This window comes from Streptomyces sp. NPDC016562, from assembly GCF_043076955.1.
In the GTDB taxonomy this organism is placed as follows: domain Bacteria; phylum Actinomycetota; class Actinomycetes; order Streptomycetales; family Streptomycetaceae; genus Streptomyces.
This window is the reverse complement of record NZ_JBIBRZ010000004.1, coordinates 1-19927: the sequence shown is the minus strand read 5'-3', so window position 1 is coordinate 19927 and position 19927 is coordinate 1. Positions and strand designations below refer to the sequence as shown.

Genomic DNA, 19927 nt, shown 5'->3' with positions numbered 1-19927 from the left:
GGCCCGCGAACTCTCGTAAAGTTCCGTCCGTGGGATCTCTGCGCAATCCGGTCGGGCCGCTCCCCTCCTCCATCTACTGGCGACGGAGGGCTGTGCTGGCGTCCGTCGTCGCGCTCCTCGCGCTCCTCGCCGTATGGACCGTCAGTTCCGGTGGGGGGAAGACCAGTACGAACGGGAAGGGCCGCGGCGGACCCGACCCCGTCGCCTCCATCACCCCGGGCCCGTCCGGTACGGGACCGGCCATCAGCGCGGCCCCCGGCGGACGCGCGGAGTCGGGCGGCGGCGCGGCCGCGGGCTCCGACGGCGCCTCCACGGGCGGCTCCGGCAAGAACGGCGAACCGGGCGGCGCGGCGGGCTCGGGCGGCGCCGCGGGTGCCGGTGGCGCGGCGGGTGCCGGCGGCGCCGGAGCCGCCCCGGCACCGGTCCCGGCGGACTCCCCGCTCCCCACGTGTGCGCCGGCCGCGCTCCAGTGGGAGGTCAAGAGCGTCAAGAACGAGTACGAGGCGAACGAGAAGCCCCGCCTCGAACTGGTCGCCCGGAACGTCTCCGGAACCACCTGCAAGGTCGATCTCGGCCCCAGGCAGGCGGTCCTGACCATCCTTCAGGCGAGCAGCAGCAAGGCGGTGTGGTCCTCGGCGGACTGCCCGACGGGCGCGGGCAACGCCTTCTACCGCGTCCCGGCGCAGGGCGAGACGAAGACGTCGCTGGAGTGGGACCGCAGGTTCAGCGCGGCCGACCAGTGCCAGGCGCCTCCGGCGGGGTCGGCGGCCGCGGACACGTACGTGGTCGAGGTCAAGGCGCCCGGCATGCCGGTGGCCCGCACCTCGTTCGTCCTGAAGCCGAACTAGAGGGGCCGGAGCCCCGGCCCCTTAGACGTACCGCTCCAGGATCGAGGACTCCGCGAGGCGCGACAGGCCCTCGCGGACGCTGCGGGCACGGGCCTCGCCCACGCCGTCCACCGTCTGGAGGTCGTCGACGCTCGCGGCGAGCAGCTTCTGCAGGCCGCCGAAGTGCTCCACGAGCCGCTCGATGATGGCCCCCGGCAGCCGCGGGACCTTCGCCAGCAGCCGGTACCCCCGCGGGGACACCGCCGAGTCCAGCGTCTCCGGCGACCCCGTGTACCCGAGCGCCTTCGCCACGATCGCCAGCTCCAGCAGCTCCGGGTGCGACAGCGCGTCCAGGGCGGGCAGCGCCTCCTCCACCGTGCGGGAACGCTTCGCCGTCGGCTCCGGCACGTAGTCCCGGATGACCAGCTCGCGCTCCTGCTCGATCCCGACCGTCAGCTCGTCCAGCTGGAGCGACAGGAGCCGCCCGTCGGTGCCCAGCTCGACCACGTACTCGGCGATCTCGGTCGCGATCCGGCGGACCATTTCCAGCCGCTGCGCGACCGCCGTCACGTCGCGGACCGTCACCAGGTCCTCGATCTCCAGCGCCGACAGGGTGCCCGCGACCTCGTCGAGGCGCAGCTTGTACCGCTCCAGCGTCGCCAGCGCCTGGTTCGCCCGCGACAGGATCGCCCCGGACTCCTCCAGGACCCGGCGCTCCCCGTCCACGTACAGCGCGATCAGCCGCATCGACTGGGACACCGAGACGACCGGGAAGCCGCACTGCTTGGAGACGCGGTCGGCCGTACGGTGCCGGGTGCCGGTCTCCTCCGTCGGGATCGACGCGTCCGGCACCAGCTGCACACCGGCCCGCAGGATCTTGGTGATGTCCTTGTCGAGGATGAGCGCGCCGTCGAGCTTGCACAGCTCGCGCAGCCGGGTCGCGGTGAACTCCACGTCCAGCACGAAACCGCCGGTGCACATCGCTTCGACGCTCTTGTCCATGCCGAGGACGATGAGCCCGCCGGTGTTGCCGCGGACGATCCGCTCCAAGCCGTCACGCAGCGGCTGACCAGGTGCGACCGCGCTCAGCGAGGCGCGCATCATGGCCTCCTGCTTGGAGCCGGCGCCCGACTTGCCGGATGCTGCTGCCCCGTCCTTGGCTGCCACTGCACTCCTCCGGTCGCGGGTTGCGCCGCCCTGCGACGCGGGCACGAGGGAGTGCGTACGGCCGGGCGGACCATCCAGAAGTCTACCGGCGTGCGCTGTGAGCCCGCGGTGGCTTGACCAGGCCGGTCCCGACGGGGCCCGGGCGGGGGCCGTACAGAGCCCGGGCAGGGCCCCCGGTGGGGCTACTCGGAGGTCCGCTCCCTGGCCGGCGTGCGGGACCGCCCGCGCGGCAGGACCCGTAGCGCGTCGCCCATGTCCGCCACCTCGATGACCTTCATCCCGGCCGGCACCTTGCCCGGATCCGACGGCACCAGGGCGTGCGTGAAGCCCAGCCGGTGCGCCTCCGCGAGCCGTCGCTGGACGCCGGTCACCCGCCGCACCTCGCCGGCCAGCCCGACCTCCCCGATGGCCACGAGGTTCTTCGGGAGCGGGACGTCACTGGCCGCGGAGGCCAGCGCGAGCGCGATCGCCAGGTCGGCGGCCGGCTCGGTGAGCTTCACCCCGCCCACGGTGGCGCTGTAGATGTCGCGCTTGCCGAGCGCCGTGATCCGCCCGCGCTGCTCCAGCACCGCCAGCATCATCGAGACGCGCGAGGTCTCCAGACCGGAGGTCGTCCGCCGGGGAGAGGGGATCTGCGAGTCCACGGTCAGCGCCTGCACCTCGGCGACCAGCGGACGCTTGCCCTCCAGGGTCACGGTCAGGCAGGTCCCCGGCACCGCCTCGGCGCGCCGCGTCAGGAACAGCCCGCTCGGGTCGGCGAGCCCGGTGATGCCCTCGTCGTGCAGCTCGAAGCAGCCGACCTCGTCGGTGGCCCCGTACCGGTTCTTGATGCCGCGCACGAGCCGCAGCCGGGCGTGCCGGTCGCCCTCGAAGCTGAGCACCACGTCGACGAGGTGCTCCAGGAGCCGGGGTCCGGCGATGGCCCCGTCCTTGGTCACGTGGCCGACGAGGAGCGTGGACATCCCGCGCTCCTTGGAGGCCCGGATCAGCGCCCCGGCCACCTCGCGCACCTGGGCCATGCCGCCGGGCGCGCCGTCGATCTCGGGGGAGGCGACGGTCTGTACGGAGTCCAGGATCAGCAGCGAGGGCTTCACCGCGTCGAGGTGCCCGAGCACGGCCGACAGGTCGGTCTCGGCTGCCAGGTAGAGGTGGTCGCTGAGGGCGCTGATCCGGTCGGCGCGCAGCCGCACCTGGCTCGCGCTCTCCTCGCCCGTGACGTACAGCGTGCGGTGCTCGTCGCTGGCCGCCTTCGCCGCGACGTCCAGCAGCAGCGTGGACTTCCCGACGCCGGGCTCACCGGCGAGCAGGACGACGGCCCCGGGCACCAGCCCGCCGCCGAGGACGCGGTCGAGCTCGTCCACGCCGGTGCTGCGCGCGGTCGCCGTCCGGCCGTCGACCTGCCCGATCGGCACCGCGGCGGTCGACACCCGGCCCGCGGCGGTGGTCCGCACGGCGGGCGCGCCCATCTCCTCGACGGTGCCCCACGCCTGGCATTCGGGACACCGCCCGAGCCACTTCGCGGTGGTCCAGCCGCACTCGGTACAGCGGTAGGACGGCCGGTCCTTGGCGGATGAACGAGCAGTGCGGGCAGCCATGGCGTTCACCGTAGCCGCCCGCACTGACAGCGGGGGCGGCGGTGGTGGGGTGGCGGTGGTGGTGAGCTGAGGGGACGAGCCGGGGGCCGCTGTGCGGCGCCCCGCGTCAGGGCCCGGGTCAGCACACCACCGATCTGTTCACCCGTAAGGACTAAATGTGCTGAAGGCTTCCGGGGCGCCACCGGCGTGCCGCCTACGGTCGCCAGGTGAACAGCAGCAGCCAGGCACACCCCTCAGCGCGCACCGGCGCACACCGGGCGCACGGGCGCACACCCCGTGAGGGGGCGCTCCCGCCCCCCTTCCGGCACGAGCCCTATCTCGACGGTCTGTTCACCTACTGCCTTTCGGTCCTGTGCGACCACGACGCCGCGACCGACGTGCTCGGCGACGTCCTCGCCGTGGCCGAACGGCATCCCGGCCGCTGCCCCGACGAGGGGGACCGGCGGGCCTGGCTCTACGCGCTCGCCCGCTGGGGCTGCCTGCGCCGGCTGGCGGAGCGGAGGCGCACGCGACAGGGAGCGCATTGCGCCCCGCGCGCGCCGGAGCACACGGCGGACGGCCGTGCGCCGGGGGGTGACATGGGCCCCGATGCCCATACCAGCCCCGCCCCCACCGCCCGTCGCGCCCTTGACGTGAACGCGTACCGTCGTACCGAGCTGGCCCGGCTCGCCTGGCCCGAGGCCGCCGGGACCACCCCCGAGCAGCGCGAAGCCCTCGAACTCGCCGTCCGCCACCGCCTCGGCGTCCCCGAACTCGCGGCCGTCCTCGGCACCCCGCCGGCCGCCGCCCGGGAGCTGCTGTCCGGCGCCGCCTGCGAGGTGGAGCGGACGCGTACCGCCCTCGCCGTCGTGGAGACCGGCAGCTGTCCCGCCGTCTCCCGGCTCACCGGGGACGGGCAGGTCCTGCTGTCCACCACCCTGCGCGCCGAGCTCGTCCGCCACGTCGACGACTGCCCCCGGTGCCGCCGCGTCGCCGAACGGGTCGGCGCCGCGGCCCCGTGGCCGGGCTCCGGCGGCCTCGACACCGCCGCGCTCCCCCTCGTACCGGCGCCCCGCACCGCCGTCCACGCCGCGATGCTCCGCTCCGGCCGGGGCCGCGGCCGCACACCCGGCCCACGCTTCGACCGCACCGGCTTCCCGATGGACCCGCGGGACCGCGCGGCCCGCCGCGACCGGCTCCGCGCCCGTGCGGTGACCACCACCGTGGTCGCCACGGTCGTCGCGGCCCCGGTGCTGGCGCTGTGGGCGGCGTACCGGGGGGCGCCCAGCACGGGCGAGCCCATCGGCGGCGACGCGTCGCGCATCTCCGCGAGCGGGTCCGAGTCGCCGGCGGCGCGGACCGACGGCCGTCCGCTGACCGCCTACGAGATCGCCGGGAACACCGCCAGCACCACCGGCAGCCCCGGTTTCCTCCAGGACAGCGGGGCGCCCGACGTGTCCGTCGAGGTGATCAGCTCCGGCGGCCCGGCGTCCCCCGACCCCGCGGGGACCGCGGGCCACCTGACCGTGAGCGCGACCTCCTACGGGTCCAGCACCCTGATCACCCTCACCGCCGCGGGCGGCGCCCCGGTGCACTGGCGGCTGTGGTCCGACGCGCCGTGGCTGCGCGCGAGCCGGACCGCGGGCACGCTGGCCCCCGGAGAATCGGTCACCCTGCGGATCGCCGTGGACCGCGAGGCGCAGCCCGTGGGCGCGTGGACGGCCCGGGTCGGGGTGGACCCGAGCGGCGCGGTGGTCTCCATCCAGGGGCGCGGCCGCCCCGCGCAGACGCCGCCGCCGGAGCCGACGCAGCCGGCCACGCCGACGCCTACGCCGGCGCCGACGGAGCCGCAGACCCCGAGTCCCACCCCGACGCCCACGGCGACGGAGCCGACGATCCCGCCGCCGTCCCCGACGCCCGCGCCGTCGCCGACGGAGGGCTCGGGTGCGACGGACGCGCCGGGGCCGGGGGCGACGGCGTCACCGGCGTAGCAGGCGTACTGGCGGCGGGCCGGCGGGCCGGCGGGCTGGCGGGTCGTACGGCCGTGTGCCGCGCGCCTCAGGCCGGGTCGGCGGGGTGCGGTGCCATGGGGAGGAGCGAGGACAGCCGCTGCTCGCACAGCTTCACGAGCGCCTCGTACCCCTCCTTGCCCATCAGCTCCGTCAGCTCGGCGCGGTACGACACGTACACCGGGTCCCCGGCGCCGTGCGCGGAGGTGGCCGACGTGCACCACCAGTGCAGGTCGTGGCCGCCTGGCCCCCAGCCGCGGCGGTCGTACTCGCCGATCGACACCTGGAGCACGCGGGTGTCGTCGGGCCGGTCGATCCAGTCGTACGTCCGGCGGATCGGCAGCTGCCAGCAGACGTCGGGCTTGGTCTCCAGCGGCTCCTGGCCGCTCTTCAAGGCCAGGATGTGCAGGGAGCACCCGGCCCCGGCGGGGAAGCCGGGCCGGTTCAGGAAGATGCACGCACCGTCCCAGCGACGGGTCTGCTTCTCGCCGTCGTCGTCGAGCTGCGTCCACCCGGTCTCGCTGCCGACGTCGTGGAACTGCCACAGGTCGGGCGTCAGCCGGGCGACGTGTTCGGCGACGCGCTTCTCGTCGTCCTCGTCGGAGAAGTGCGCGCCGAGCGTGCAGCAGCCGTCGTCGGCGCGGCCCGCCTGGATGCCCTGGCAGCCGCTGCCGAAGATGCACGTCCAGCGGGAGGTCAGCCAGGTCAGGTCGCAGCGGAAGACCTGCTCGTCGTCGGCGGGGTCGGGGAACTCGACCCAGGCCCGGGGGAAGTCGAGGCCCTTCTCGTCGTCTACGACGGGGGTCTCGACCAGGCTCTTGGTCTTGGTCTTGGCCTTGGTGGCTTTGGCCTTGCCCGTGTCCGTGTCGTTTTTCGAGCGGGTCTTGTTGGCCTTCTTCGTATGTGGCACAAACCCAAGCGTAAGCGCCCCTTCCTCAACCCCCGCGCGTTCGTCGCAGTAGCGTTTCCCCCTATGAGACTCGGTGTCCTGGATGTGGGTTCGAATACGGTCCACCTGCTGGTGGTGGACGCGCACCCCGGCGCGCGCCCGCAGCCGGCGCACTCGCACAAGGTGGAGATGCGGCTGGCGGAGCTGCTCGACGAGGGCGGCGCCGTGACCCCCGAGGGCGTCGAGCGGCTGGTGTCGGTGATCGCCGACGCGGTGCAGGCCGCGGAGGACAAGGGGTGCGAGGACGTCCTGCCCTTCGCGACCAGTGCCGTGCGGGAGGCCACGAACGCCGACGAGGTCCTGTCGCGGGTGAAGCGCGAGACCGGCGTCGACCTGCCGGTGCTCAGCGGTGAGGACGAGGCCCGGCTGACGTTCCTGGCGGCGCGCCGGTGGTTCGGCTGGTCCGCCGGAAAACTGCTGGTCCTGGACATCGGCGGCGGCTCGCTGGAGATCGCGTACGGCATCGACGAGGACCCGGACGCGGCCGTCTCCCTCCCGCTGGGCGCCGGTCGCCTGACGGCGGGCTGGCTGCCGGGCGACCCGCCGGACTCCCTGGACGTCCGGGCGCTACGGCGGCACGTGCGGGCGGAGATCGCCCGCACGGTCGGCGAGTTCCGGCGCTTCGGGGCCCCGGACCACGTGGTGGCGACGTCGAAGACGTTCAAGCAGCTGGCCCGCATCGCGGGCGCGGCCCGCTCGGCGGACGGCCTGTACGTGCAGCGGGACCTGAGCCGCAAATCGCTGGAGGAGTGGGTCCCGCGCCTGGCCGCGATGAGCACGGCCCAGCGCTCTGCCCTCCCCGGCGTCTCGGAGGGCCGGGCGAACCAGCTGCTGGCGGGCGCGCTGGTCGCGGAGGGCGCGATGGACCTCTTCGGGGTCGACGAGCTGGAGATCTGCCCGTGGGCGCTGCGGGAGGGCGTGATCCTGCGGAGGCTGGACCACTTGCCTACTTAGCGTCCGGCGGCCGTCCGGGGCTGGGAACAGACCCGCCACAGGTCGGTACGCGCTTCGCGAGGACGGCGGGCGTCAGCCCTGAGGTTGCGGGGGCGTGGCGGGCGGGAAGCCCAGGCGGTCCAGGAGGGTGGTGAAGAGGTTTTCCACGCATGGTTCGTGGGAGCGCAGGGTCTGGGCGATCGCCGCCGACTCCACGCCTTCGCCGGCATCCGCGTCCCAGGCCCACGCGAGGATGCGGGCGGCGTCGTCGGGGACGCGGGCGTCCAGTTCGGCCGGCGGGCGGTCGGTCATCTCGGCGGCGATGTCGAGGTTCAGCCAGGTCTGCCAGCGGTCGCCGCCCGGTTCCAGGCCGCTCACCAGCGCGACGTCGCTGTCGTGCACGCGGGCCACGCAGGCCGGTGCGCCGGTCCACTCGACCACGGCGCGCAGGACGTCGGGCGGTAGCGCGTCGTGGAACTGCAGCGTCTGCCAGCCGCCCGGCCGCGGCCACCAGGCGGTGACGTCGCCCCCGTCGTCCTGCTGCGCGCCGGCGAACACCGGCGCCTCCAGCAGCGGACGCTCGCTGCGGGCGAAGACCAGTTGACCTGAAAAACCCATGCTGTCCCCCCATGTTGGATCCTGCCCGCATCGTAGGGGCGGCCGCTGACAGTGTCAGTGGTGGTTGGCACCATGGCGATCATGAGTCACAACATCGCGTACTCGACGGCGGACAAGGCCCATGTGCTGGCCTTCCTGGGCAGCAACGGGGACCTGACGGCGGAGCAGCAGCGCCTTCTGGGGAAGATGCGCCGGGCCGCCCAGGTCCAGCAGGACGACCTCGACCGGCAGGAGGTCGACTGGGGGCTGTCCGTGCCCGAGGCGCTCGAACACCTCATCGCCGGGCGCACGGACTCGGACGCGCCGTGCGCGGGCAACGCGTACCACGCCGCCCTGCAGCACGTCATCGACCACAACGCCTCGGACCCCAGCCAGCTGGGCACCTATTCCAAGCCCAGCACCTTCTTCGGTCTGGTGGACGACGAGATGCGCCGGCTGGGGGTGCCCGCCGACCTGTTGCCCCACGGGTTCCTCTACGGCGGGCCGCCCGACGAGTTCCCCTACATCCCCTTCTCGATGGACGGGTACCCGGCCATCGGCCACCTGCCGCTCGCCAAGGCCAAGCCCGCCGCCGACGCCTACCGGGCCGTCCTGGAGGAGATGGACCGGGACTTCCGGTACGACGTCCAGGAGCTGATCGAGAAGCTCGAGTTCGAGCACCGCGAGTGGGAGTTCGCCACGAAGGCCGTCGACTGGTACACGCAGGACACCCTCTTCTTCAAGCTCACCTGACGGGCCCGCGTGGCGGTCGTCACGTACCGCCCGGGCGGCGGCCCCGTACCCTGTCTCCGTGGCAGAACCAGTCCGCGTCCCGACCGCGAAAGTCGCGCTTTCCACGGCCTCCGTCTATCCGGAGTCCACGGCGACGGCCTTCGAGATCGCCGCGCGCCTCGGGTACGACGGCGTCGAGGTCATGGTCTGGACGGATCCGGTCAGCCAGGACATCGACGCCCTGCGCCGGCTCTCGGACTTCCACCAGGTGCCGGTCCTGGCCGTCCACGCGCCCTGTCTGCTGATCACCCAGCGGGTGTGGTCGACCGACCCGTGGACCAAGCTGCGCCGCGCCAAGGCGGCGGCCGAGCGGCTCGGGGCGTCCACCGTGGTCGTGCATCCGCCGTTCCGGTGGCAGCGCCAGTACTCCCGGGACTTCGTCAGCGGCATCTGGCGGATGGCCGACGAGACCGACGTCCGGTTCGCCGTGGAGAACATGTACCCGTGGCGCTACCGCGACCGCGAGGTGCTCGCGTACGCGCCCGAGTGGGACGTGACGAAGGACGACTACCGGCACTTCACCGTGGACCTGTCGCACACCGCGACCGCCCGTACGGACGCCCTCGCCATGATCGACCGGATGGGCGACCGGCTGGCGCACGTCCACCTCGCCGACGGGAACGGTTCCGCCAAGGACGAGCACCTCGTCCCGGGGCGCGGTACGCAGCCCTGCGCCGAGCTGCTGGAGCGGCTGGCCCGGACGTCCTTCGACGGGCACGTGGTCATCGAGGTGAACACCCGGCGCGCCATGTCCTCCGCCGAACGCGAGGCCGATCTCGCCGAGGCCCTGGCCTTCACGCGGCTGCACCTCGCCACCGCCGCGCGCGCCGGGCGGGACGAGCGCGACGGGGTCCACCGGCCGTGACGGAGCCCGCAGGGTCCGCGGGGCCCGTGCCGCCTGCGAAGCCGCGTCGGCGTGGGCCCGGGCGGCCGCGTCAGGATGAGACCGAGGGGCCCGGGACGCAGGAGCGCATCCGGCTCGCCGCCCGTGAGGTGTTCGCCGAGCGCGGGTACGACAAGACCTCCGTGCGCGGCGTCGCGAAGGTGGCCGGGGTGGACCCGGCCCTGGTCCACCACTACTTCGGCAGCAAGGACGACCTCTTCGCCGCCGCCATCGAGGTGAGCCTGGAGCCCGCCCTGGTGGTCCCGGCGATCCTCGGCGAGGGCCCGGACGGCATCGGCGAGCGGCTCGCCCGCTATTTCCTGGGCGTGTGGGAGAACCCGGTCACGCGCGTTCCGCTGCTCGCCGTCATCCGCTCGGCGCTCACGCACGAGGCCGCCGCGAAGGTCCTGCGCGGGCTGGTCCTGCGGCGGGTCCTGGAGCGCGTCGCCGCCGACCTGGACGTCCCCGACCCGACCTTCCGCGCCGAGCTCGCCGCCTCCCACATGGTCGGCATCGCGATCCTGCGCTACGTCGTCCAGGTCGAGCCCCTCGCGTCCGCGGACCCGGAGGACATCGTGGCCCTGGTGGCGCCCACGCTCCAGCGCTACCTGACCGAGGCCTGACCGAGGAGTGAGCCCGCCGTCCCGACATCCGGACGAGCCGTCCGGATCGCGGGCAGGGGGCGTAGCCTCGTATCTGAGCCATATCCGCAGTCGCGGCTGACCCGTACAGCCGCACTCATGGGGAGTGAAACCGCATGCCCGAGCTGAGGTCCCGCACCGTCACCCACGGCCGCAACATGGCAGGCGCTCGTGCGCTGATGCGCGCGTCGGGCGTAGCGAGCGAGGACATCGGCAAGCCGATCATCGCGGTCGCCAACTCCTTCACCGAGTTCGTCCCCGGCCACACGCACCTGGCGCCCGTCGGCCGGATCGTCTCCGACGCCGTCCGGGCCGCCGGAGCCATCCCGCGCGAGTTCAACACGATCGCCGTCGACGACGGCATCGCCATGGGCCACGCGGGCATGCTGTACTCCCTGCCCTCCCGCGACCTCATCGCGGACAGCGTCGAGTACATGGTCGAGGCCCACTGCGCCGACGCCCTGATCTGCATCTCCAACTGCGACAAGATCACCCCCGGCATGCTCATGGCCGCCATGCGCCTGAACATCCCGGTGGTCTTCGTCTCCGGCGGTCCGATGGAGGCCGGGCAGGCGACGCTGGTGGACGGCACCGTCCGCAAGCTGGACCTGATCGACGCCATGGTCGACGCCTCCAACGAGAACGTCTCGGACGAGGACGTGCTCCGCATCGAGGAGAACGCCTGTCCGACGTGTGGTTCGTGTTCGGGCATGTTCACCGCCAACTCGATGAACTGCCTGGCCGAGGCCATCGGCCTGGCCCTGCCCGGCAACGGCTCCGTCCTGGCCACCCACACCGCCCGCCGCGCCCTGTACGAGAACGCCGGCCGCACGGTCGTGGAGATCACCAAGCGCTACTACGAGGACGGCGACGAGTCCGTCCTGCCGCGCAACATCGCCACCCGCGAGGCCTTCGAGAACGCCATGGCCCTGGACATCGCGATGGGCGGCTCCACGAACACGATCCTGCACCTGCTGGCCGCGGCGCAGGAAGCGGGCCTGGACTACGACCTCACCGACATCGACGCCGTCTCGCGCCGCGTCCCGTGCCTGGCCAAGGTCGCCCCGAACGTGGCACCCGGCGGCACGTACTACATGGAGGACATCCACCGCGCCGGCGGCATCCCCGCCATCCTCGGCGAGCTCCACCGCGGCGGCCTCCTGAACAAGGACGTCACCACCGTCCACTCGGCGAACCTGGAGGACTGGCTCGCGCAGTGGGACGCCCGCTCCGGCACGGCGAGCGAGGAGGCCATGGAGCTGTGGCACGCGGCCCCCGGCTGCAAGCGCTCCGCGACCGCCTTCTCCCAGTCCGAGCGCTGGGAGACCCTCGACCTCGACGCCGAGGGCGGCTGCATCCGCTCCGTGCAGCACGCGTACTCCAAGGACGGCGGCCTCGCCGTCCTGCGCGGCAACATCGCGGCCGACGGCTGCGTCGTCAAGACGGCGGGCGTCGACGAGTCGATCTGGACCTTCGAGGGCCCGGCGGTCGTCTGCGAGTCGCAGGACGAGGCCGTCGACAAGATCCTCCGCAAGGAGATCAAGGCGGGTGACGTCGTCGTCATCCGCTACGAGGGCCCGCGCGGCGGCCCCGGCATGCAGGAGATGCTCTACCCGACGTCCTTCCTCAAGGGACGCGGCCTCGGCAAGGTCTGCGCCCTGGTCACCGACGGCCGCTTCTCCGGCGGCACCTCGGGCCTCTCCATCGGCCACGCCTCCCCGGAGGCGGCCTCGGGCGGCACCATCGCCGTCGTCGAGGACGGCGACCTGATCCGCATCGACATCCCGAACCGCTCGATCCAGCTCCTGGTCGACGACGCCACCCTGGCCGCTCGTCACGCCGCCCTCGGCGGGGTCTACGCCCCGAAGAACCGCGAGCGGACCGTCTCCGCCGCCCTGCGCGCCTACGCCGCCATGGCCACCAGCGCCGACAAGGGCGCGGTCCGCGACGTCTCCCGCCTGGGCTGAACCGGCTTCACGCAATCTGCCGACGCCGCACCACGGACCCCGCCGCGCTCACCAGCCGGCGGGGTCCGCCGCGTCCACCGCGAAGACGGACCCGTCGGGCGCGCTCCCGAAGACCCTGCCGTCCGCGACGACGGGGGCGGGCACCGTCGCCGTATAGGCGTGCCCCGTGCCCATACGGGGCTTCGTCTGGCCGATGAGCCGCCCGGCGGCCCCGTCCACCGCGAGCAGCCGCCCGTCCACCGCGCTCAGGTAGACGCGGCCGCCGTCGGCCACGGGCCGCGAGGCGACCGACACCCCGGTCTCCAGCCGCCACTCCTCCTTGTCCGCGCCGACCGCCGCCAGCGCGCCGGACATGCCGAAGACGTACACCGTCCCGTGGGCGTCGACCGCCGCCTGCGCCTGCGGCAGGCCCAGCAGCGGCGTCTCCTTCACGGCCCGCGTCCGCAGGTCGACCCGCAGGACCGCGCGGGTCCGCCCGTCGGAGTCGGTGCGCAGCAGGTGCAGCGCGCCCTGCGCGACCCCGACCGGCTCGGCCGTGCCCGGGGTGCGCTGCTGCCACCGCACCGCCGCGCTCGCGCAGTCCAGGGCCGAGACCTGGGTCGAGCGGCCGTCGCCCGCCGGGGTGGCCACGTACAGGAGGCAGCCGTCGGGGCCTTCGGGTTCGGCGAGCCAGAGGGATCCCACGCCACCGATCTGCTTCGTCCACCGGGTGGCTCCCGTGGCGGCGTCGAGCGCGCTCGCCCTGCCGTCCCCGCCGGTCACCAGGACGCTTCCGGCGGCCGGCAGGATCCGCCCGCCGCCGGGCATCGGCTTCTGCCAGCGCCGCGCACCGGTCGCCGGGTCGAGCGCCTGCACCGTGCCGCTGCCCGGCGTCGCCGTCACGACGAGCCCGCCGACGTGCAGCGGGGCCTGGCTGTCCGCGTCCGGCGCCGCCGCCCGCGCCGACCAGGTGACGGAGCCGTCCGTCGGGTTCAGCCGCGCGGCGGCCAGGGCGGGCGTCGAGCAGTACAGGGCGCCGGCCGCCGGGGAGCAGGACACGACGAGGTTCGCACGGCCCTGGCTCTCCAGCGAGGTCGCCCAGGCGCTGACGGGCTGTCCTCGCCGCGACGGCTCGGCGGCGGAGGTCCGTACGGCCGGCCCGGCGGGCTCCTCGTGCATGCGGAGGTACCCGCCGACCGCGCCCCCCGCGAGCAGCAGGCCCGTGGCGAGCGCCGCGGCGGTGCGCCACGGCCGCGGGCGCGCCGTGCGCCGGGGCGGCGCCTCCACCCGTACCCGCCGGTGGGTCTCCTCCTCGGCCGCCGGCTTCGCCCCGGCGGCCAGGGGCCGGCGCGGCTGTGGGATGAAGGCGCGGGTCTCGTCGCCCGTCGGGTACGCGGCGGCCCGCAGCTCGCCGAGCAGGGCGCCGGGGGTGGGCCGGTCGGCGGGGTCCTTGGCGAGGCAGCGTTCGACGATCGGCGCGAGCACGTCCGGGACGCCGGTCAGATCGGGCTCGCTGTGCACCACCTGGTAGGCGACGAGGTAGTGGCTGTCGGAGTCGAAGGGCCCGCGTCCCGTCACGGCGTGGACGAGTACGGCGCCCATGGCGAACACGTCCGCCGCCGGTCCGACCTCCCGCGGCCGCTGGAACTGCTCGGGCGCCATGAACGGCGGTGTCCCGATCAGCTTTCCCGTCTCGGTCCGCAGATCGCTGTCCACCGGCCGCGAGATCCCGAAGTCGATGACCCGTACCCCGTCGGGCGCCATCAGGACGTTGCTGGGCTTCAGGTCCCGGTGCACCACGCCCGCCCGGTGGATGTCCCGCAGCGCTTCCGCGAGCCCGGCGCCGAGCCGGGTCGCCTCGCCCGCGTCGAGGGGCCGCTCCCGCACCCGCTCGGCGAGCGTCGGGGCGTCGATGAACAGCGTGGCCATCCACGGCCGTTCGGCGTCGGGGTCGGCGTCCACGACCGGCGCGGTGAACGCCCCGCTCACCCGGCGGGCGGCGGCGACCTCCTGCCGGAAGCGGGCCCGGAACTCCGGATCGACCGCGTGCTGGGCGTGTACGACCTTCACGGCGAGGCGCAGACCGGACGCTGAAGTGGCCAGATGCACCACCCCCATGCCGCCGGATCCCAGCACGGACTCCAGCCGGTACTGCCCGGCGTATTCCGGAAATCCGGCCCGTTCCGCGCACAGCGAATGCACTGCCGACCACCCCCGCCGGAGCCTAGTCGATGGCGCATATGAATCGGTAAGGTCCTGCTACCCTGCGCGAGTTGCAGAGCGTCATGCGCAAGGGGGAGATTTTGCATGTCGGTTGACAAGCTGACTGAGGCGTCCGTGGAGGCGTCGGTCCAGAGCCTCGCCGAGGACGGCATCGAGTACTTCCCGGTCGCCCCGGGGTACCGCGTCAACGTCCGCAGCGGCCCGGGTACCCAGTACTCGATCATGAAGGTGCTGCCCTACGACGCCACCGTGGGCATCCGCTGCCAGTGCCCGGGAACCACCATCTCGGGCCCCTACGGCACCACCGACATCTGGGACTGCATCGGCAACGGCCTCTTCGTCTCCGACGCGTACGTCAAGACCGGCAGCGACGGCTACGTCGCCAACCGCTGCGGCTGACGCTCCGGCGCCCTGCGGCGGGGGGCCGCGGCGGTCACCGGGGGTGATAATCGCCGGTGTGAGCGACGACGACCAGCGAGACCAGACCCCCGCCGCCCCGGCCCCGGCCCCCGGCCCGGCCCCGGTTCCCACCGGCCCCGAGCCCGAGCCGATCCGGTTCTTCGGCACCACCTGGGTGCACCACGACGGCGGCTACGCCCTGCGCCGCGCCGGCGTCGCCGTCGGCTCGCTCGTCACCGCCGTCGCCGCGGCCGTCCTGCTCCGGCTGTCCTACGAGGGCCTGGAGATCGGGAACGTCGGCCCCTTCCTCAGCATCTCCGTCGTCATCCTCTTCGCGATCGCCAGCTCCATCGCCTTCGTCAAGACCTGGGACTCCTTCAGCCGCCGCCCGGCCCCGTCCTCCGACGAGGCGGCCCTCAAGGGCCTCAAGACGATCGGTTTCATCGGCTCCCTCATCGCGTACTTCCTGCGCTGCCTCGTCGAGGCCCCGGGCGAGAAGCTCCGCCGCGCCGAGTACGAGCGCGCGCAGGCCGAATTCGCCCGCCGCCGCAGCACCCGTACGGGCAACCCGGCCGCCCGCCGCTCCAAGCGCAAGAAGTAGGGCCTGCGGGCCGGGGAGCCCGCCGGTCCACACTCCCGCCTCCAGGTGATTGACGCCCGGGCGCCGCCAGGAGCATTATTCATCACATGATGAATAACAAGCCCGAGGGAGACCCGGCCGCCGTCCACGCCCACGGCCTGACCGTCCGCCGCGGCGCCGGCCGCACCCCCCGCACCGTCATCGACGCCATCGCCTTCGACGTCCCCCGCGGCCGCGTCACCGGCCTCCTCGGCCCCTCCGGCTGCGGCAAATCCACCCTCATGCGCGCCATCGTCGGCACCCAGGCCCACGTCACCGGCACCCTCGACGTGCTCGGCCACCCCGCCGGTCACCCCACGCTCCGCTCCCGCATCGGCTACGTCACCCAGGCGCCCTCCGTCTACGACGACCTCACCGTGCGGCAGAACCTCGACTACTTCGCCGCGATCCTCGACCCCGGCCGGCGCGCCGCCGACCGCCGCGCCGCGGCCGTGCAGCGGGCCATCACCGACGTCGACCTCACCTCCCGCGCCGACGCCCTCGCCGGGAACCTCTCCGGCGGCCAGCGCAGCCGCGTCTCCCTCGCCGTCGCCCTGCTCGGCACCCCCGAGCTCCTCGTCCTCGACGAACCCACCGTCGGCCTCGACCCCGTCCTGCGCCGCGACCTGTGGAACCTCTTCCACGAGATCGTCGCCACCCGCGGCGCCACGCTCCTCGTCTCCTCGCACGTCATGGACGAGGCCGAGCGCTGCCACGACCTGCTCCTCATGCGCGAGGGCCGCATCCTCGCCCAGGACACACCCGACGCGTTGCGCACCCGTACGCACAGCGCCACCGTCGAGGAGGGCTTCCTGCGCCTGGTCGACGAGGCCAACGCCCGAGCCGCCGACACCACCGCGAGCACCCCCACCGCAGAAAAGAGCGCCCGATGACCGCCGTGACCGCCGTGACCGCGATGAGCGGCGCCCGTACCCTCGCCACCGCCGCACGCGTCCTGCGCCAGCTCCGCCACGACCCGCGCTCCATCGCGCTGATGCTCCTGGTCCCCGTCCTGATGCTCACCCTGCTGCGCTTCGTCTTCGACGCCAGCCCCCGCACCTTCGACGGCACCGGCGCGTCACTCCTCGGGATCTTCCCCCTCATCACCATGTTCCTGGTGACCTCCATCGCGACCCTGCGCGAACGCACCTCCGGCACCCTCGAACGACTCCTCGCCATGCCGCTGGGCAAAGGCGACCTCATCGCGGGCTACGCCCTCGCCTTCGGCGCCGTCGCCGTCGTCCAGTCCCTCCTCGCCACCGGCCTCGCCCTGTGGCTCCTCGGCCTCGACGTCGTCGGCTCGCCCTGGCTGCTCCTGCTCGTCGCGCTCCTCGACGCACTCCTCGGTACCGCGCTCGGCCTCTTCGTCTCCGCCTTCGCGGCGTCCGAGTTCCAGGCCGTCCAGTTCATGCCGGCGGTGATCTTCCCCCAGCTGCTCCTGTGCGGACTCTTCGCGCCCCGCGACACCATGCACCCGGTCCTGGAATCGATCTCCGACGCCCTGCCCATGTCCTACGCCGTCGACGGCATGAACCAGGTCCTCACCCACACCGACATGACCGCCGACTTCGTACGCGACGCCGTCGTCGTCGCCGCCTGCGCCCTGCTCGTCCTCGTCCTCGGCGCGGCCACCCTCCGCCGCCGCACCACCTGACTCGGTGACTGCGTGACCGCCTGACCGCACTCCGGACAACTCCGCCCCGCCCCGGGCCCGGGTGGGAGGATGAGGACGCATACGCAGCTCACGCGCAAGAACCGTTCGGCGAGGTGAATCGGGCATGACCCAGACAGTCGCAGTCCTCGGTACCGGCAAGATCGGCGAGGCCCTGCTCAGCGGAATGATCCGCGGCGGCCGGCCCGCCTCCAAACTCCTCGTCACCGCCCGCCGCCCCGACCGCGCCGAGGAGCTCCGCAGCCGCTACGGGGTCGAGGCCGTCTCCAACGCCGAGGCCGCCAAGCGCGCCGACACCCTCATCCTCACCGTCAAGCCCCAGGACATGGCCAAGCTCCTCGACGAGCTCGCCCCGCACGTTCCCGTCGACCGCCTGGTCATCAGCGGCGCCGCCGGCATCCCCACCTCCTTCTTCGAGGAGCGGCTCACCCCCGGCACCCCCGTCGTGCGCGTCATGACGAACACCCCCGCCCTCGTCGACGAGGCCATGTCCGTCATCTCCGCCGGCAGCCACGCCACCGCCGAGCACCTCGCCCACACCGAGGAGATCTTCGGCGGCGTCGGCAAGACCCTGCGCGTCCCGGAGTCCCAGCAGGACGCGGCCACCGCCCTCTCCGGCTCGGGGCCCGCGTACTTCTACTACCTCGTCGAGGCCATGACCGACGCCGGCATCCTCCTCGGGCTGCCCCGCGCCCAGGCCCACGACCTGATCGTCCAGGCCGCCGTCGGCGCCGCCGTGATGCTCCGCGACAGCGGCGAGCACCCGGTCAAGCTCCGCGAGGCGGTGACCTCCCCGGCCGGTACGACCATCAACGCCATCGTGGAGCTGGAGAAGCACGGGGTACGCGCGGCCCTGATCGCCGCCCTCGAAGCGGCCCGCGACCGTAGCCGCGAGCTCGCCTCCGGCAACAGCTGACCCAGGAGCCACAGGTACGGGCCCCGCACGCGGAGCCCGTACCCCCTATCCCTCTGTCCCCCTATCCCCTACGGCGCGAGCAGGCCGATGGCCTCGTACGCCCGGTTCACCACGGGCCGCGCCAGCGCCCGGGCCCGCCCGGCGCCCTCCCGCAGCACCTTCTCCACGGCGCCCGGATCGGCCGCCAGCCCGGCGTGGCGCTCCTGCACCGGCCGCAGCAGCTCCACCACCGCGTCGGCGACGTCCCGCTTGAGCGCCCCGTACCCGCTGTACCCGTCGGCGAGCACGGCCGGGTCACCCCCGGAGCACGCCGCCAGGATGTCCAGCAGGTTCGCGACCCCCGGCCGCGCCTCCCGGTCGTAGACCACCCCGCCGTCCCCGCTGTCGGTCACCGCCCGCATCACCTTCTTGGCGATGACCGCCGGCTCGTCGAGCAGGTAGACGATCCCCGCACCGCTCTCGTGGGACTTCCCCATCTTCGACGTCGGGTCCTGGAGGTCCATGACCCGCGCGGCAACCGTCGGCAGCGTGGCCTTGGGCACGGTGAAGGTGTGCCCGTAGCGCTGGTTGAACCGCACGGCCAGATCCCGGGTCAGCTCGACGTGCTGGCGCTGGTCCTCCCCGACCGGCACCTCCGACGCCCCGTACGCCAGGATGTCGGCCGCCATCAGCGCGGGATAGGTGAGCAGCGACAGCCGCACGCCCTCCCCGGTGGCCTGCGCCCTCGCCGCCTTCTCCTTGTACTGGATCATCCGCCGCAGCTCACCGTCGCTGGCGGTGCACTCCATCAGGTAGGCCAGCCGCGTGTGCTCGTCGACATGGCTCTGTACGAACAGGGTGCATTTCTCGGGTGAGAGCCCGGCGGCGAGCAACAGCGTCGCGGCCTGCCGGCTCAGCCGTCGTACGCGCGCCGGCTCGTGTTCGACGGTCAGCGCGTGCAGATCGACGACGCAGAACAGCGCCTCGTCCGGCTCGCGGTCGGCGGCGACCCACTGCCGCACGGCCCCCAGGTAGTTCCCCAGCGTCAGGTGCCCGGTCGGCTTGATCCCGCTGAAGATCCTCTTCGTCATGTCCCGCTCTCCTCTGTCCCGTGTGAGTCGTGCCGAGGCCACTGTGTGCGGCGACCGAGCCGCTCCCGGGAGGGGAGAAAGAAAAACGGCCGCCGTAGCGGCGGCCGTGAGCGCATGCGTGCTCGCGCAGAAGATGGGCCGCCGTCAGGCGGGCCACCAGCGCAGGTCGAGCGTGAGCGCATGCGTCGTCATGGGGCCCAGCGTAGACGGATGGTCGGGAGGAAGGGGGGAAGTTCTTTCATCTCGTGGGGCAGGTCAGGCGGGGGTTGACACGGGTGTGCCCGATCCGTAAGGTTCTTCGAGTTGTCCGAAGTGAGCGCCGACCCCCGGTCGGTCCCCGGACGACCATCCCGCACTACACATTCGAACGAACGACGCACCGTGTCGTCTCGTTTTCATGCGTATTTGCGAATGAGGAATCCGCGTCCACTGGACGCAGCCGCCGATTAGGTTCGGGGGCAAGGAATCCGCTACTGTCTCACTCGCCGGAAGGGCCCAACAGCCCGGAACGCAAACCCCGCTGACCGGGGGTCAGGCCCGAAAGGATCTGATAGAGTCGGAATCGCCGGAAAGGGAAACGCGAAAGCGAGAACTTGGAAAGCAAGCGGGACTGACTCTGATAGAGTCGGAAACGCAAGAACAGAACGAAAGCCCGGAGGAAAGCCCGAGAGGGTGAGTACAAAGGAAGCGTCCGTTCCTTGAGAACTCAA

18 protein-coding genes are annotated in these 19927 nt (G+C 73.1%); 12 read left to right on the top strand and 6 right to left on the bottom strand.

Going from position 1 to position 19927, the window contains the following annotated elements:
- Positions 1-29: 29 nt before the first annotated feature.
- Positions 30-848 (top strand): hypothetical protein, encoded by an 819-nt coding sequence (locus tag ACF059_RS18540; protein WP_392058225.1) that lies wholly within the window; start codon positions 30-32, stop codon positions 846-848.
- Between the two features lie 21 nt (positions 849-869).
- Here the strand turns inward: ACF059_RS18540 and disA are convergent, their stop codons facing one another.
- Positions 870-1994, bottom strand: a complete 1125-nt coding sequence (gene disA, locus ACF059_RS18535; protein WP_361949463.1) for a DNA integrity scanning diadenylate cyclase DisA — start codon at positions 1992-1994, stop codon at positions 870-872.
- Between the two features lie 182 nt (positions 1995-2176).
- Positions 2177-3589 carry a DNA repair protein RadA gene (gene radA, locus ACF059_RS18530; protein ID WP_392058221.1) on the bottom strand — a complete coding sequence of 471 codons (1413 nt, stop codon included), beginning with the start codon at positions 3587-3589 and terminating at the stop codon, positions 2177-2179.
- 206 nt (positions 3590-3795) lie between these two features.
- Here radA and ACF059_RS18525 point away from each other — a divergent pair, with 206 nt between their 5' ends.
- Positions 3796-5559 (top strand): hypothetical protein, encoded by a 1764-nt coding sequence (locus ACF059_RS18525; RefSeq protein WP_392058218.1) that lies wholly within the window; start codon positions 3796-3798, stop codon positions 5557-5559.
- 67 nt (positions 5560-5626) lie between these two features.
- On the opposite strand, the gene ACF059_RS18520 is transcribed toward ACF059_RS18525, so the two are convergent.
- Positions 5627-6487, bottom strand: coding sequence for a hypothetical protein (locus tag ACF059_RS18520; RefSeq protein ID WP_392058215.1), 861 nt, complete (start codon positions 6485-6487; stop codon positions 5627-5629).
- A gap of 63 nt (positions 6488-6550) precedes the next feature.
- On the opposite strand from ACF059_RS18520, the gene ACF059_RS18515 reads away from it, so the two are divergent.
- Positions 6551-7480, top strand: coding sequence for a Ppx/GppA family phosphatase (locus tag ACF059_RS18515; RefSeq protein ID WP_392058212.1), 930 nt, complete (start codon positions 6551-6553; stop codon positions 7478-7480).
- Between the two features lie 72 nt (positions 7481-7552).
- On the opposite strand, the gene ACF059_RS18510 is transcribed toward ACF059_RS18515, so the two are convergent.
- Entirely contained in the window at positions 7553-8077 is a 525-nt protein-coding gene (locus tag ACF059_RS18510) for a hypothetical protein (protein ID WP_392058209.1), read from the bottom strand.
- Positions 8078-8158: 81 nt separating this feature from the next.
- Here ACF059_RS18510 and ACF059_RS18505 point away from each other — a divergent pair, with 81 nt between their 5' ends.
- The 4 genes from ACF059_RS18505 to ilvD all read left to right on the top strand — a co-directional run bounded on the left by ACF059_RS18505 (position 8159) and on the right by ilvD (position 12339).
- Positions 8159-8809 (top strand): hypothetical protein, encoded by a 651-nt coding sequence (locus ACF059_RS18505; RefSeq protein ID WP_392058207.1) that lies wholly within the window; start codon positions 8159-8161, stop codon positions 8807-8809.
- A gap of 58 nt (positions 8810-8867) precedes the next feature.
- Positions 8868-9713, top strand: coding sequence for a sugar phosphate isomerase/epimerase family protein (locus ACF059_RS18500; protein ID WP_392058204.1), 846 nt, complete (start codon positions 8868-8870; stop codon positions 9711-9713).
- 26 nt (positions 9714-9739) lie between these two features.
- A complete protein-coding gene (locus ACF059_RS18495; protein ID WP_392058201.1) occupies positions 9740-10354 on the top strand; it encodes a TetR family transcriptional regulator in 615 nt (204 codons plus the stop codon).
- A 134-nt stretch (positions 10355-10488) separates the two neighbouring features.
- Positions 10489-12339 carry a dihydroxy-acid dehydratase gene (gene ilvD, locus ACF059_RS18490; RefSeq protein ID WP_392058199.1) on the top strand — a complete coding sequence of 617 codons (1851 nt, stop codon included), beginning with the start codon at positions 10489-10491 and terminating at the stop codon, positions 12337-12339.
- 48 nt (positions 12340-12387) lie between these two features.
- On the opposite strand, the gene ACF059_RS18485 is transcribed toward ilvD, so the two are convergent.
- Positions 12388-14520, bottom strand: a complete 2133-nt coding sequence (locus ACF059_RS18485; RefSeq protein ID WP_392058196.1) for a PQQ-binding-like beta-propeller repeat protein — start codon at positions 14518-14520, stop codon at positions 12388-12390.
- A gap of 105 nt (positions 14521-14625) precedes the next feature.
- Here ACF059_RS18485 and ACF059_RS18480 point away from each other — a divergent pair, with 105 nt between their 5' ends.
- From ACF059_RS18480 to proC, 5 genes are all read left to right on the top strand, one after another.
- A complete protein-coding gene (locus ACF059_RS18480) occupies positions 14626-14940 on the top strand; it encodes a peptidase (protein ID WP_392058193.1) in 315 nt (104 codons plus the stop codon).
- Positions 14941-14998: 58 nt separating this feature from the next.
- Positions 14999-15541, top strand: a complete 543-nt coding sequence (locus tag ACF059_RS18475; protein ID WP_392058190.1) for a hypothetical protein — start codon at positions 14999-15001, stop codon at positions 15539-15541.
- A gap of 86 nt (positions 15542-15627) precedes the next feature.
- Positions 15628-16452, top strand: a complete 825-nt coding sequence (locus ACF059_RS18470; protein WP_392058187.1) for an ABC transporter ATP-binding protein — start codon at positions 15628-15630, stop codon at positions 16450-16452.
- Positions 16449-17213 (top strand): ABC transporter permease, encoded by a 765-nt coding sequence (locus ACF059_RS18465; protein ID WP_392058184.1) that lies wholly within the window; start codon positions 16449-16451, stop codon positions 17211-17213. The genes ACF059_RS18470 and ACF059_RS18465 overlap by 4 nt, the downstream gene beginning before the upstream one ends.
- A gap of 124 nt (positions 17214-17337) precedes the next feature.
- The gene (gene proC, locus ACF059_RS18460) at positions 17338-18147 is read left to right on the top strand and encodes a pyrroline-5-carboxylate reductase (protein WP_361949498.1); all 810 of its coding nucleotides are present in this window, start codon (positions 17338-17340) and stop codon (positions 18145-18147) included.
- Between the two features lie 68 nt (positions 18148-18215).
- Here proC and trpS read toward each other — a convergent pair whose 3' ends face one another.
- Positions 18216-19217, bottom strand: coding sequence for a tryptophan--tRNA ligase (gene trpS, locus ACF059_RS18455; protein ID WP_361949501.1), 1002 nt, complete (start codon positions 19215-19217; stop codon positions 18216-18218).
- Between the last annotated feature and the right edge of the window lie 710 nt (positions 19218-19927).

Excerpts from the sequence above, each read along its gene's own strand:
- ACF059_RS18515 (WP_392058212.1), top strand. The coding sequence starts at position 6,551 with ATGAGACTCGGTGTCCTGGATGTGGGTTCGAATACGGTCCACCTGCTG.
- radA (WP_392058221.1), bottom strand. The coding sequence starts at position 3,589 with ATGGCTGCCCGCACTGCTCGTTCATCCGCCAAGGACCGGCCGTCCTAC.
- ACF059_RS18465 (WP_392058184.1), top strand. The coding sequence starts at position 16,449 with ATGACCGCCGTGACCGCCGTGACCGCGATGAGCGGCGCCCGTACCCTC.
- ACF059_RS18480 (WP_392058193.1), top strand. The coding sequence starts at position 14,626 with ATGTCGGTTGACAAGCTGACTGAGGCGTCCGTGGAGGCGTCGGTCCAG.
- ilvD (WP_392058199.1), top strand. The coding sequence starts at position 10,489 with ATGCCCGAGCTGAGGTCCCGCACCGTCACCCACGGCCGCAACATGGCA.
- ACF059_RS18470 (WP_392058187.1), top strand. The coding sequence starts at position 15,628 with ATGATGAATAACAAGCCCGAGGGAGACCCGGCCGCCGTCCACGCCCAC.
- proC (WP_361949498.1), top strand. The coding sequence starts at position 17,338 with ATGACCCAGACAGTCGCAGTCCTCGGTACCGGCAAGATCGGCGAGGCC.
- ACF059_RS18505 (WP_392058207.1), top strand. The coding sequence starts at position 8,159 with ATGAGTCACAACATCGCGTACTCGACGGCGGACAAGGCCCATGTGCTG.
- ACF059_RS18510 (WP_392058209.1), bottom strand. The coding sequence starts at position 8,077 with ATGGGTTTTTCAGGTCAACTGGTCTTCGCCCGCAGCGAGCGTCCGCTG.
- trpS (WP_361949501.1), bottom strand. The coding sequence starts at position 19,217 with ATGACGAAGAGGATCTTCAGCGGGATCAAGCCGACCGGGCACCTGACG.